The sequence below is a fragment of the Pelagibius sp. genome, from assembly GCF_028281305.1.
Lineage (GTDB): Bacteria > Pseudomonadota > Alphaproteobacteria > Kiloniellales > Kiloniellaceae > Pelagibius.
This window is the reverse complement of the sequence record NZ_JANQKD010000129.1, coordinates 1-12818: the sequence shown is the minus strand read 5'-3', so window position 1 is coordinate 12818 and position 12818 is coordinate 1. Positions and strand designations below refer to the sequence as shown.

Here is a 12818-nt window from a genome sequence, read left to right as displayed (position 1 = left end):
CACCAGCCGGCTACCTCTTCTGAGACGCGGTCCGGGGTGACCGTGGCGATTGACAGAATCCGCCGGAGGGTCTTATGCGCTAGCCAGAAGATTGGCTGCGGCGGTGTTTCCCATCCTCGCGGCCAGATTTGTACCTGATGCCAGTTGCTTGGGTTTTAATCCTGAGAACTTACGGTAGTGACACGAGAGCTCGGTTGTGGTTAATTTGTCACAGTGTGGCAGATCAGACGATCAATCGCTGATTAACCCTGTTTCGGCTTGAGTGCGCTCGTTGACAGTCAAACTGGAAACAGGTTACAAGTCGCGAATATTTCGAGAATTGTTTGCCTTTCGTCCATCTCCGGACGGTGAGGTCCGACACGGGGGAGAGGTATTAGATGCAAGGTTTTAAGTCGGGGGAAGCTAGCATGCGCTGGTCTCGCAGTGTGAGTTTGACAAGTTTTAAGGCGGCACTCTTGGGTGGCGCCATGGCATTCCCGTTGGCGATGTCGGCACATGCCATGTCGCTCACGGAAGCCGTAGAGCAGGCGATCGCCACCAATCCGGATATCGGCGTTGTCGCCAGCAACCGTGAGGCAGTCGATCAGGAACTGCGTCAGGCCCGTGGCCTGTATTTGCCGCAGATCGATCTTGCCGCCGGCATCGGTATTGAGAATTTCGACGACTCTACGTCTCGCGCCAACAACAACGGCGGCACCGAGACGACGCGTCGTCAGGAGACGTCGCTTACGCTGCAGCAGCGGCTGTTCGACGGCTTCGAGGCCGGCGCGACGGTCGAGCGCGAGCAGGCGCGAGTCGAGTCCGCGGCCAATCGGGTTTACGAAAACTCCGCAGTTCTGGCCCTTGACGCGATCGGCGCATACCTCGAAGTGCTGCGCCAGCGCGACCTGGTAAAGCTGGCCGAAGACAACGTTGCCTATCACCAGCAGGTGCTGGCCGCTCAGCAGGAGCGGTTGCGCGGCGGTGGCGGCAGCGAGGCAGACGTTGCCCAAACCGAGGCGCGTACCGCCCGGGCGGACAACACCCTGATCGAAACCCTGAACGACCTGCGGGATTCCGAGGCGATCTTCACCCGCATCATCGGGTCTTTCCCGGGCAACGATCTCACCTATCCGGAATTCCCGGCCGGCTCCTTGCCCGCTGATCTGGATGATGCGGTCCAGCTGGCCGTGCGCAACAACAACACCACCAAGATCTTCGAGGCGGATGTGCGCACGGCAGAAGCCGAGGTCGAGCTGTCCGAAGTGCCGTTCTATCCGGCCATCACGCTGGAGGCGCAGTCCGAGTACAACGACGGAACCTCGGCGCTGGACACCTACGAGTTCAACAACCAGGTCATGGTGCGGGTGCGGTGGAACCTCTTCCGCGGCGGCATCGACCGGGCGGCCCGTCAAGAGGCTCTGTTCCGCCTGACGGAGAGCAAGAACCGCCGTTTCCAGTCGGTGCTGGAATCGCAGCAGGAAATGCGCACCTCCTGGTTCGCTCTTGAGGCGGCCCGCGACAGCATCGAAGCGCTGGAAACGGCCCGTGACTTCAACCGCTCCACCCTGGATGCCTACGAGCAGCAGTTCGAGGTCGCTCAGCGGACCCTGCTGGACGTGCTGGACGCGGAGAACGAACTGTTCGTTTCGGAAGGCCAGCTGGTCACCGCTCAGACCAACGAGCAGCTCGCGTCTTACCGCGTCCTGGGCGTCGGCGGCATCCTGCTGGATACACTGGGTGTTTCCGCGCCTGACCAGGCGGTGGTCGAGCAGAAGTCCTGGGCCGAGGGTCTGGTTGACTGACGCTCCGACGTCTGCCGCGTGGCGGCAGACAGCTTTCGGATAAAGACGGCCCCTCCGGCGCGGAGGGGCCGTTTCCGTCTTGCAGCCCCGTCCGGGAACCCGCAGGGTCTGCCCTCTGCTTGGGCGACGAAGCGCGCCGGGGCCAATCCGGACACAAAAAAGGACAAAATTCCTTGATTCAGCGCCCCTGCGGTGCGGAATGGTTGTTCTTTGCTGGTGAAAGATCTATTTTGGTGGTCTAGAGCTGTGGAAACTAGGCCCAAAAGGTGGCCTTTGCGGTATGGACGACAACAAATCAGCTGTGGATCTGCCACAGGCTCCGGTCAGCGCTGAGGAAGCGCCTGAGCAGAGCTTGGTGCTGGACGTCGACCAGGATCGCCTTCCACTGGTCATTGTGGAACCGGGCGCGCCTTCGCCGGCCGACGATCTGAGTGCCGATTCCGTCCTGCTGGAGCTCGACGACCTGTTGCCGGATCCGGACGGTGAGGTGGTGCTGTTCACGGGCGAAGACGTGTCCGTGAACATCCTGACGACCGAGACCATCACCGAGTTCGGCGTCGCCGAGGAGCACGTCACCGCGACCGGCGTCGATGTCACCGGCCTCAACTTCTATAGTTTCGAGGGCGGCCTGACGGTCTACAGCGCCAGCGACGTTCTGATCATCAACGACCCCAACATCGCCTGACCGGTTCGCAGAGTCTCTGCCAGGATTGCCGTGCCCGGAGACCGGCGAGGCTCGCCTGATCCCTGTGTGGCGTTCTCAGTCCTGAGGCGCACGGGTTGGCGGCATCGGTGCCGCCCCTGGAACCCCGGGACGCCTGGCTTGGGGGGACAGCCACATCACCGCATAGAACTCCTGATAGGTCTGGGACCGCAGGGCCAGGATCGTCGCCTGCGCGGCGTTGACCCGCCCCGGTGCCACGTAGAGCAGCTTGGCATCGCTCTTGGCCTCGCGGCCGCTGATCATGTCCTGCCAGACCTCGGTGAGGGAACGGCGCGTGCGCACCTGCACCAGGCTGGTCAGCTCGGCACCGATAACGGCCACATCCATCGGGCCCAGCCACTCCCCGAAGGCGCTGTTGTATGCGATCACCGTCCTGTAGCGGGAGAGGATGACGCCTGGGTTGGGGCAGTTGGTCACGACGTCCAGCAGGCCGTGGTGGGTCGGCCCCAGGGTTTCCCGGGCCAATGCCTGTTCGCCCTCGAGCATGCAGAAAACCCGCAGGTAAGAAGAAAAGTTGGGACCTTCGTAGCCCTCCGCCAGTTCCGCCACGAACCGGCCGAGGCGCAGGCGGTTCCGCTCCGCCAGCACTTCGAGGGTTTGCCAGTAGATCGGCTCCAGCCGCACCGAGTACCGCTTGTTGCGGTACTGGACAATGCGCGGCTTGGGGGCCTGATTTCCAAAGGCTTTGGGCGCTGGACTCTGCAACGTCGCTGTTCTGGCTGGTCTCGGGATAAGGCTGAGCACTCATACATAAATATGGGCAGATCCGCAAGCGCGCGGGGTGGCAGTTCGGTGCCTGCAGGCATTCCCGCACGGGAAGCCCGCGGCGGCTGGAAGATTGGAGAGGAGAAAGCCGGAAGGGCGGGGCCAAGTGGGCGCCCGTCAGGGCAGCATGATGTCCTCGTGGTCGGCCACGATGCCGCCCAGGTCGGAGAGCTTGCTGCGCAGATTGTAGCGGCGTGCCAGCTTATCCTGGGCTGCGGCCGGCAGGTCGGTCAGCATGAACACCCTCTTGTCGATCAGGACGGCGATAACGTCCTCGATGACGCGGATGAACTCCAGGTCAGAGGCTTCCAGCTCTTCGCGGATCCGAGATTGGCCGAGGCCTTCGTTCAGAAAGGACACCAGTTCCGGATCGTCCAGGGCGACCTGTTCGTAGGCCGCCTCGGTCTCGCGTTCCTGGACTTCGGTGATCTGTCCGTGATCGTCTCGCGCCACGTAGGGCATGGATGCGCTCCTTCGTCTGCGCGCTAGGCTATTCAGCCAGTGGTTAACATTGGGTAAGCAGTGCGCCGGAGGCAGAGCGAAAGGCCTAAGATTCCTTGCTTTTTGCTTGCCGAGGTCCGCACATTGGCGAAACTAGAACGATCCTGCCACAGGCCGATTCGCCCGAGCCATGCCGCTCATCGTCAGCAAAGCCAATACCAGGGACCCTGAATTCGCGGAGAACCGGCGGATCAATCAGGAACTCGTTGCCGATCTGCGCGCGCAGGTCGAAACGGTAAAGGGCGGCGGCGGCGAGCGCGCCCGCGCCAAGCACCTGGAGCGCGGCAAGCTGCTGCCCCGTGAGCGGGTTCGTTGCCTGCTGGACAGCGGCTCGCCCTTTCTGGAGCTGTCCCAGTTGGCCGCTCACGGCCTCTATGAGGGCGAGGTGCCGGCTGCCGGCCTGATTACCGGTATCGGGCGTGTCTCCGGCCGTGAGTGCCTGATCGTGGCAAACGACGCCACGGTGAAGGGCGGCACGTACTATCCCCTGACCGTCAAGAAGCACCTGCGTGCCCAGGAGATCGCCGAGCAGAACCATCTGCCCTGCATCTATCTGGTCGACTCCGGCGGCGCCAACCTGCCCAACCAGGACCAGGTGTTTCCGGACCGCGATCACTTCGGCCGTATCTTCTTCAATCAGGCCAACATGTCAGCCAAGGGAATTCCCCAGATCGCGGCCGTCATGGGCTCCTGCACCGCGGGGGGCGCCTATGTCCCGGCGATGGCGGACGAAAGCATCATCGTGAAAGGTCAGGGCACCATCTTTCTCGGCGGGCCACCGCTGGTGAAGGCGGCGACCGGGGAGATCGTCTCTGCGGAGGAGCTCGGCGGGGCGGAGGTGCACACCCGAACCTCCGGTGTGGCCGACCACTACGCCGAGAACGACAGCCATGCTCTTGCCATCGTGCGCCGGATCGTCGCCAACCTGAACCGGCCGAAGTCGCAGTCCTTGGAGGTTTCCGAGGCGCGTGCGCCACACTACGACCCCGCGGAACTCTACGGCCTCGTCCCGCGTGACCTGCGCCAGCCCTACGATGTGCGCGAGGTGATCGCCCGCCTCGTCGATGCCAGTGAGCTGGACGAGTTCAAGGCCCTTTACGGCCAGAGCCTGGTCTGCGGTTTTGCCCGCCTCTGCGGCTATCCCGTCGGTATCCTCGCCAACAACGGCATCCTGTTTTCGGAGTCGGCCCTGAAGGGCGCGCACTTCATCGAGCTCTGCGCCCAGCGCGGCATCCCGCTGGTCTTCCTGCAGAACATCACAGGCTTCATGGTCGGCAAGAAGTACGAGGCCGGCGGCATCGCCAAGGACGGGGCCAAGCTGGTGACGGCCGTAGCCTGCGCCAAGGTGCCGAAGTTCACGGTAATCCTGGGCGGCAGCTTCGGCGCCGGCAACTATGGCATGTGCGGGCGCGCCTACGGCCCCCGTTTCCTGTGGATGTGGCCGAACGCACGGATCTCCGTCATGGGCGGCGAGCAGGCGGCAACGGTGATGGCGACGCTGCGCCGCGATGCGGCAGAGGCAAAGGGGCAGAGCTGGGGCGAGGCGGAGGAGGAGGCCTTCAAGGCCCCGATCCGCGAACAGTACGAGCTGCAGGGCCACCCATATTATGCGACGGCCCGCCTGTGGGACGACGGCATCATCGACCCGCTGGACACGCGCATGGCGCTCGGGCTCGGTATCTCGGCTGCGCTGAATGCGCCCCTCGAACCGACACGCTTTGGCGTATTCAGGATGTAGGACAGTGACGGCACCCTTTTTCGTCGAAGAGATCGACAGCCGTGGCGTGGCGCGGATCACGCTGACCCGTGCCGAGGCGCACAACGTGTTCAACGATGTGCTCATCAGCGAGCTGACGACGGCTTTGACAGGCCTCGAAGAGGACGAGCGTGTGCGTCTGGTGGTGCTGGCCGCACAGGGCCGCAGCTTCTCTGCCGGCGCCGATCTCAACTGGATGAAGGCGATGGCCGGTTACTCCGAAGCGGAGAACCGTGAAGACGCCTTGCGCCTGGCAAAGCTGATGCAGACCCTGAACGGGCTTTCCAAGCCGACGCTGGCCCTGGTTCAGGGGCCCGCCTACGGCGGCGGCGTTGGCCTGGTGGCCTGTTGTGATATCGTGGTTGCCGCCGAGGCCGCCACGTTCTGCCTCTCGGAGGTGAAGCTGGGCCTGATCCCTGCGGTCATCAGTCCCTACGTGATAGCGGCCATCGGCGAGGCGGCTGCCCGGCGCTACTTCCTCACCGCCGAGGTCTTTTCGGCTTGGGAGGCCCAGCGCCTGGGCCTGGTCCACGAAGTGGTCGAGGCCGGCGCCCTGGACCAGATGGGGCGGCAACTCGCCGCCAAGCTGCTGGATGGCGGCCCCCTGGCCCAGGCCGCGGCCAAGGACCTGATCTTTGCCGTAACCGAGGCCAGCGACGACAGGCTGATCGAGGATACGGCGGAGCGGATCGCCACGGTGCGCGCCTCGGAGGAAGGGCGCGAGGGCGTCGCCGCGTTCCTGGAGAAGCGGAAGCCTCACTGGCGAAGGGACTGAAGCCTGCGATGAAAAAGCCTGACCGCTATTGGTTGCCGGGCTTGGTTCTGACACTCGGCCTCTACGTTCTGGTCTCGCTTTCGGTCTCGGAGTCGATCGACTTCTTTTTCGTGGTCATGCTCGGAACCCTGGTGTTCTGCGTGACCCTGTTCTATCGCCTCTTTCCCGGGAGTTACTTTACGACCATCGCGTTGGCGAACTTCCTCTCGGTCTATGCCTGCCTCTTCATCTTCTTTCTCGAGTCGAACTTCGGGGTCGCAGCAGACTGGATCGTGCGGCTGTCCTTTGCCCTGCCGATCCTTGCCTACATGGCTGGCGTGTGGTTGCGGCGCGGCGCGATTCACCGTCTGGTGCACCATGAAAGTGACACTCGCATCCACTACGCGCCACGCGTCTTCCTGTGGCTCCTGCCGGTCATGGCCGTGGGGCTGGCGACCTTCTTGGTGCCGCACCAGGGCTTCAGTCCTGAGACCGTCGGTCTGCTGCTGCTTGCCAGCATGGGGCTGATCGCGGTCACGGTCTTGGCCGTCTGCCGCGACGTCACCGCCTTTCTGCTCGAAACCGGGCTGTTGTTCGAGGACTTCTTCGCCCGTGCCAGCGCACTGATGGCGCCGACCCTCGCTTTCTTCACCTACTATTCCTTTGTCGTCATCGTTTTTGCGGGAGTCTATCGGCTCATCGGGCGTATCATCCCCGGTGATCACTTCGTGGTGGCCGGAGAGCCGAGGGCGATCAGTTTCATGGAAAGCCTCTACTTTTCGATCATCACGCTGAGCACCGTCGGCTACGGCGACCTCGTGCCCGCAAGCCTACTCATCCGGGCCATTGCCTCCTTGCAGATCGTCATCGGCGTCTGGCTGATCATCTTCGGCTTCTCGGAAGTGCTGCGGTTCACACGGGAGCACCCGGTGCACGGCCGCCGGAGCTAGACCAGGGTCCAGGAACAGGCCGGCACGATGCATGCTACCACTCACCTGAACGAGGTCCTGATCTTCCTGATCGCGGCGGTCTGCGTCGTGCCTCTGTTCCGCTGGGCGCGGTCGAGTTCGGTGCTCGGGTACCTTGCGGCGGGGGTCCTGGTCGGTCCCTCCGCGCTCGCCCTGGTGGAAGACCCGGACAGCGTCCAGCTCCTGGGTGAATTCGGGGTCATCTTCCTGCTTTTCGCGATTGGCCTGGAGCTCTCGGTCGAACGTCTCAAGGTGATGCGCCGTCTCGTTTTCGGCCTCGGTGCCAGCCAGGTTACCCTGACCGCCGTGCTGATCGGCGCCGTCGCGCTCTGGGCCGGACAGTCGGTCGAAGCGGCACTGGTCATCGGCTTCGGGCTGGCGCTTTCTTCTACCGCCTTCGTCATCCAGATGCTGATCGAGCGCGGCGAACTGGCATCGCGCTTCGGGCGGACCTCCTTCGCCGTCCTGCTGTTCCAGGACCTGGCCATCATTCCCCTGCTGGCCCTGTTGCCGCTGCTCAGCGGGCCCGACGCCAACATCCTGGAGGCGGTGGGTCTTGCGGCGCTGAAAGCGGTCGGCGTGGTCATCGCGGCGATCGTCATCGGCCGGCGTATCCTGCGGCCGATCTACCGGGTCATTGCCGCCAGCAAACTGCAGGAGCTTTTCGTTGCCGCCACGCTGCTGGTGGTGCTGGGCTCCGGCTGGCTGATGGCGCTGGGCGGAATCTCCATGGCGCTCGGCGCTTTTCTCGCGGGCCTGCTGCTGGCGGAAACCGAATACCGCCATCAGGTCGATGCCGATATCCGGCCCTTCAAGGGGCTGCTGCTGGGGCTCTTCTTCATGGCTGTCGGCATGGCGATCGACATCCAGTTGCTTCTGCAGGACTGGCCGCTGGTTATCCTCTGCCTTGTGGCTCTGCTGCTGGTGAAGAGCGTTATCACGACCTTGCTTTGCCTGCTCTGGAAGCTGCCCGCCGACGTGTCCGTGCGGTCCGGCACCTTGCTTTCGCAGGCCGGCGAGTTCGGCTTCGTGCTGTTTGGCGGCGCCATGATCCAGGGGCTGTTGGACCGCGAGACCGGGCAGCTCCTGCTGGCGGTCATCGCGCTGTCGATGGCCGTCACCCCTGCCATGGGCTGGGCCGGGGGCCGGCTGTCGCGCTGGGTGGTGCCTGAGCCGAGCGGCGGGCAGGAGAACCTGAAGCCGGAAACCGAAGGGATCAGCGATCACGTCATCATCGCCGGCTTCGGCCGGGTCGGCCAGACGGTGGCGCGCGTGCTCTCCGCCTGCGGCGTTCCCTACGTGGCCCTGGACCTGGATCATGGCCGGGTCACCCACTACCGCAGCCGCGGACTGCCGCTTTACTACGGCGATGCAACGCGGGTCGACGTTCTGGAAGCGGCCGGAGTGGAGCACGCCCGCGCCGCGGTCATCACCGTCGACCGCTCGGCCGAGGCCAGCCGCGCTGTCGAGGCCCTGCACAGCCGCATGCCCCAACTGCCGATTTTCGTGCGTTCCCACGATCTGCGGCACGCCCAGGCGCTGGAGCAGGTCGGGGCCGTCGCCGTGGTGCCGGAGACCGTCGAGGCCAGCCTGCAACTGGGCGGAATTCTCTTGTCTTCGGTCGGCATCGGCGCCGACGATGTCACCCGCGTCATGAGCGACTTTCGGGCCGACAACTACGCCCGGCTGGAGGATCTCGACGCCAAGAATGCGGCGGGGGCCGCGAAGGAATAGGAGAGGCCTGGGACGTGTTCGAGTCTGTTCTGATCGCCAACCGCGGTGAGATTGCCTGCCGCGTCATACGCACGGCCCGGCGGCTCGGCCTGCGCTGCATTGCGGTCTACTCGGAAGCCGATTCCGCCGCGGCCCACGTTGACTTGGCCGATGCGGCCTGCTGCATCGGGCCGGCCCCGGCGGCGGAAAGCTATCTGCGGGCGGAGGCCATCCTGGAGGCGGCGAGGGCGATCGGCGCCGCAGCCATTCACCCGGGCTACGGGTTCCTGTCGGAGAATGCGGCCTTTGCCGAGGCCTGCCAGGAAGCCGGGATCGCCTTCATCGGGCCGCCGCCCTCGGCCATTCGCGCCATGGGCTCCAAGAGCGAGGCCAAGGCCCTCATGGGGGCAGCCGGCGTCCCGCTGGTGCCGGGTTACCACGGCGACGCGCAAGCCGACGACAGGCTGCAGCGCGAGGCCGAGGCCCTCGGCTTTCCCCTGATGATCAAGGCCTCGGCCGGCGGCGGCGGCAAGGGCATGCGCATCGTGGCGCAGGCGCAGGACTTTGCGGCCGGCCTCGACGCCGCGCGGCGCGAAGCCAAGGCGGCCTTCGGCGACGACCGGGTGCTTCTGGAACGCTATCTGGCCGCGCCGCGGCATATCGAGATCCAGATTTTCTGCGACGGCCATGGCAATGCGGTGCACCTCTTCGAGCGCGATTGCTCGGCGCAGCGCCGCCACCAGAAGGTGATCGAGGAGGCGCCGGCGCCGGGCCTCTCGGCGGAGCAGCGGGAAGCCATGGGCGCCGCCGCCGTCGCGGCGGCCCGGGCGATCGACTACCGCGGTGCCGGGACCGTCGAGTTCCTCTACGACGACGGCGCCTTCTACTTTATGGAGATGAACACCCGCCTGCAGGTCGAACACCCGGTTACGGAGGCGATCACCGGCCTCGACCTCGTCGAGTGGCAGCTTCGGGTGGCAGCCGGCGAGCCGCTGCCGTTGGCTCAGGAGGATCTCTCGATCTCCGGCCATGCCGTCGAGGCCCGGCTCTATGCGGAGGACCCGGAAAGCGGATTCCTGCCGTCGACCGGCCGCCTGCTCCATCTCAGCCTGCCGGAGGGCCCGGAGGCTGGCGCGGGCGTGAGGGTCGACAGCGGGGTGCGCAGCGGCGACGAGATCTCGGTTTTCTACGATCCCATGATCGCCAAGGTGATCGCCCATGGCGAGGACCGCCCCGCCGCGCTGCGCCGGCTGAACCGGGCGCTGGCCGAAACAGAGGTTGTGGGCGTCGCCAGCAACGTGGCCTTTCTGCGCCGGACGCTGGCCCACCCGGCCTTCGCCGAGGGCGGGATCGACACGGCCTTCCTGGATCAGCACCGCGACAGCCTGCTGGCACGGGGCGACGCGGTGCCGGAGCCCGTCCTTGCCGCCGTCGCCCTGGCCGAGATGCGCTGGCGCAGCCGGGAGGCGCGCCGCGCGGCGGCGGCCTCGGGCGATCCCTATTCGCCCTGGCGGCTGACCAACGGCTGGCGCCTGAACTCGGAGACCCACAGCGACCTGACCTTTATCCACGGCGCGCAGGAGATCCAGGTTTCGATCCACTTCGGCCCGGCCGGCTTGAGCCTTTCCCTGCCGGTGGGGGAGCGTCCGGTGCGCTTTGACGAGACCGCCGACGGGCGCCTTGCGGTCCGCCTGGGGGAGGAAACCTTCCGGGCCCGGGTGGTGCGTGACGGCAAGCAGCGCTGGGTGGTGATCGACGGCGCGGTCTGGGGGCTCGGCTTGCAGGATCTGCTGCTGGGTGTGCCGGACGATGCTGTCGGCAGCGGACGCATTGTCGCGCCCATGCCGGGCAAGGTGATGGCGGTGCTGGTTCGGCAGGGGGACCGGGTGGGGCAGGGCCAGCCCCTGCTGCGCCTGGAAGCGATGAAGATGGAACACACCCTGACCGCGCCGCACGACGGAGAGGTCGAGAGCCTGGCCTGCGCTGTCGGCGAACTGGTGGAGGAAGGCAGCGAGCTGGCCATCCTGGCTGAGACATGAGGCGCCTCGGATCATCGGCATGGGCAAACCACGCCGCAGGGCTGGCGTGAGGGGCATCTAGGTTTTAGCCTTGGCCGCGAGAGGCAATGACGGGAATGGACCCGAATGGCGTTTCCGAAGTCCGTGGAAGTGGTTGAGGTCGGGCCGCGCGACGGCCTGCAGAACGAGGCTGTAGCGCTGCCGACTGCGGTGAAGGTGGCGTTGATCGAACGCCTCGCCGAGGCCGGCTGTCCGGTGGTGGAGGCGGGTGCCTTCGTCTCCCCGAAGTGGGTGCCGCAGATGGCAGATACGGCAGAGGTCCTGGCGGCCCTGAAGAAGAAGCCCGGGGTGCGCTACCCGGTCCTGGTGCCGAACGAAAAGGGGTTGGAGCGGGCGCTGGCCGCCGGTGTCGAGGAGATCGCCGTTTTTGCCGCCGCATCGGAAAGCTTCTCCCAGCGCAACATCAACTGCTCGATCGCCGAGAGCCTGGAACGCTTCCGTCCCGTTGCCGCGGCGGCGAAGGCGCAGGGCTTGCGGCTGCGCGGCTATGTCTCCTGCGTCCTCGGCTGTCCTTACGAAGGGGAGGTGCCCACGGCGAAGGTCGCCGAGGTCGCCGGGGGCCTGACGGATCTCGGCTGCGACGAGATCTCCCTGGGCGACACCATCGGGGTCGGAACGCCGCAGCGCGCGCAGGACATGCTGACGCAGGTCGCCGCCGCGGTGCCGATGGAGCGCCTTGCGGTGCACTTTCACGACACCTATGGCCAGGCCCTGGCCAATATCCTGGCCTGCCTGGAACTGGGCGTCGCCACAGTCGACTCGGCCGTTGCCGGGCTCGGCGGCTGCCCCTATGCCAAGGGGGCGTCGGGCAACGTGGCCAGCGAGGACGTCGTCTACATGCTGAACGGGCTGGGGATCGAATCCGGAATCGACCTCGACAGGCTGGCGGCCGCGGGCGCGTTCATCTGCGAGGCGCTGGGCCGGCCGTCGTCCTCCAAGGTGGCGCTTGCCTTGGCCGGCCAGGCGGCCTAGGTGCATGGGGCCTGGCGGGCGGAGAAGGACGGACGGTTTATGGCGCTTCATCTGATGAAGCTCTGTGTCGGGGTGGATACGGTAGAGCAACTCGAGCGCAGTCAGGCACGCCGCCTGCGCCGCGGCGCGCGTCTGTTTCACGATACCCGGATGATGCCCAAGCGCGCCGAAGAGGTGGCTGACGGCGGCTCGCTTTATTGGGTCATCCGCGGGCGGTTTCAGGTCCGCCAGGCCATTACGGAGATTTCCCAGGAAACCGACTCGGAAGGCCGCAGCTTTGCGCGCCTGCACCTGGACGGAACCCTGGTGCGGGTGCTGCCGCGTGGCCAGCGCCCGTTTCAGGGCTGGCGTTATCTGGAGGCTGCCAAGGCACCGCAGGATCTGGTTTCTGCGGGCGCCGAAAACGAGGATTTGCCGCCGGATATGCAGGCTGAGTTAAGGGCGCTGGGAATCCTGTAAAAAAGTTTCCGAAGGGCGCTTTTCGTTCTGGACAGGCCCGCGGCGAAACCCTATATACCTCTCCGCCGACGGGGGAACCTCAGGGTTCCACGGCGGCTCCCAAAGCGCAGGTTTTCCACAGCCGATGGGCGTTGAAAGCCCTGCGTCTTATCAGTATAGTGTTCGCCCTGTTTTCTGCTTCTACGAAAGTCATGAAGCGGGCGATTGCTCGGCGGATCGCCTTTGCGCGTTTCCGGTTCGGGCCGGCTGTTTGACATTGTTGTTTGATGGAAGGGATACGCGGGCGGCGGGTCTGTGTTTTTGGGTCTGCTGTTTGGGTTTTGGTGTTTAGGCACTGGGGCCTT

11 protein-coding genes are annotated in these 12818 nt (G+C 65.4%); 9 read left to right on the top strand and 2 right to left on the bottom strand.

The genetic code is table 11. From position 1 onward, the window contains the following. Nucleotides 1–467 precede the first annotated feature (467 nt). Nucleotides 468–1784 (top strand): TolC family outer membrane protein, encoded by a 1317-nt coding sequence (locus Q0982_RS23465; protein WP_299400396.1) that lies wholly within the window; start codon nt 468–470, stop codon nt 1782–1784. Nucleotides 1785–2085: 301 nt separating this feature from the next. After that, nucleotides 2086–2469 carry a hypothetical protein gene (locus Q0982_RS23460; RefSeq protein ID WP_299400394.1) on the top strand — a complete coding sequence of 128 codons (384 nt, stop codon included), beginning with the start codon at nt 2086–2088 and terminating at the stop codon, nt 2467–2469. A gap of 75 nt (nt 2470–2544) precedes the next feature. On the opposite strand, the gene Q0982_RS23455 is transcribed toward Q0982_RS23460, so the two are convergent. Next, nucleotides 2545–3213 carry a ribbon-helix-helix domain-containing protein gene (locus Q0982_RS23455; protein WP_299400392.1) on the bottom strand — a complete coding sequence of 223 codons (669 nt, stop codon included), beginning with the start codon at nt 3211–3213 and terminating at the stop codon, nt 2545–2547. A 177-nt stretch (nt 3214–3390) separates the two neighbouring features. After that, nucleotides 3391–3735, bottom strand: coding sequence for a hypothetical protein (locus Q0982_RS23450; RefSeq protein WP_299400390.1), 345 nt, complete (start codon nt 3733–3735; stop codon nt 3391–3393). A gap of 169 nt (nt 3736–3904) precedes the next feature. Between Q0982_RS23450 and Q0982_RS23445 the strand changes: the two genes are divergently transcribed. The 7 genes from Q0982_RS23445 to Q0982_RS23415 all read left to right on the top strand — a co-directional run bounded on the left by Q0982_RS23445 (nt 3905) and on the right by Q0982_RS23415 (nt 12474). Next, nucleotides 3905–5512, top strand: coding sequence for a carboxyl transferase domain-containing protein (locus Q0982_RS23445; protein WP_299400388.1), 1608 nt, complete (start codon nt 3905–3907; stop codon nt 5510–5512). 4 nt (nt 5513–5516) lie between these two features. Beyond that, the gene (locus Q0982_RS23440) at nt 5517–6305 is read left to right on the top strand and encodes an enoyl-CoA hydratase/isomerase family protein (protein ID WP_299400386.1); all 789 of its coding nucleotides are present in this window, start codon (nt 5517–5519) and stop codon (nt 6303–6305) included. 8 nt (nt 6306–6313) lie between these two features. Continuing rightward, nucleotides 6314–7234, top strand: a complete 921-nt coding sequence (locus tag Q0982_RS23435) for an ion channel (protein ID WP_299400384.1) — start codon at nt 6314–6316, stop codon at nt 7232–7234. A gap of 27 nt (nt 7235–7261) precedes the next feature. Further along, nucleotides 7262–8986, top strand: a complete 1725-nt coding sequence (locus tag Q0982_RS23430; RefSeq protein WP_299400382.1) for a monovalent cation:proton antiporter-2 (CPA2) family protein — start codon at nt 7262–7264, stop codon at nt 8984–8986. 14 nt (nt 8987–9000) lie between these two features. Next, complete coding sequence (locus Q0982_RS23425) at nt 9001–11004, top strand: acetyl/propionyl/methylcrotonyl-CoA carboxylase subunit alpha (RefSeq protein ID WP_299400380.1); 2004 nt, start codon at nt 9001–9003, stop codon at nt 11002–11004. Nucleotides 11005–11109: 105 nt separating this feature from the next. Further along, entirely contained in the window at nt 11110–12015 is a 906-nt protein-coding gene (locus Q0982_RS23420) for a hydroxymethylglutaryl-CoA lyase (protein ID WP_299400378.1), read from the top strand. 39 nt (nt 12016–12054) lie between these two features. Beyond that, nucleotides 12055–12474 carry a DUF1489 family protein gene (locus tag Q0982_RS23415; RefSeq protein ID WP_299400375.1) on the top strand — a complete coding sequence of 140 codons (420 nt, stop codon included), beginning with the start codon at nt 12055–12057 and terminating at the stop codon, nt 12472–12474. Nucleotides 12475–12818 lie beyond the last annotated feature (344 nt).

Coding starts and splice junctions, on each gene's coding strand:
- Q0982_RS23430 (WP_299400382.1), top strand. CDS start 7,262: ATGCATGCTACCACTCACCTGAACGAGGTCCTGATCTTCCTGATCGCG.
- Q0982_RS23415 (WP_299400375.1), top strand. CDS start 12,055: ATGGCGCTTCATCTGATGAAGCTCTGTGTCGGGGTGGATACGGTAGAG.
- Q0982_RS23445 (WP_299400388.1), top strand. CDS start 3,905: ATGCCGCTCATCGTCAGCAAAGCCAATACCAGGGACCCTGAATTCGCG.
- Q0982_RS23420 (WP_299400378.1), top strand. CDS start 11,110: ATGGCGTTTCCGAAGTCCGTGGAAGTGGTTGAGGTCGGGCCGCGCGAC.
- Q0982_RS23450 (WP_299400390.1), bottom strand. CDS start 3,735: ATGCCCTACGTGGCGCGAGACGATCACGGACAGATCACCGAAGTCCAG.
- Q0982_RS23435 (WP_299400384.1), top strand. CDS start 6,314: ATGAAAAAGCCTGACCGCTATTGGTTGCCGGGCTTGGTTCTGACACTC.
- Q0982_RS23465 (WP_299400396.1), top strand. CDS start 468: ATGGCATTCCCGTTGGCGATGTCGGCACATGCCATGTCGCTCACGGAA.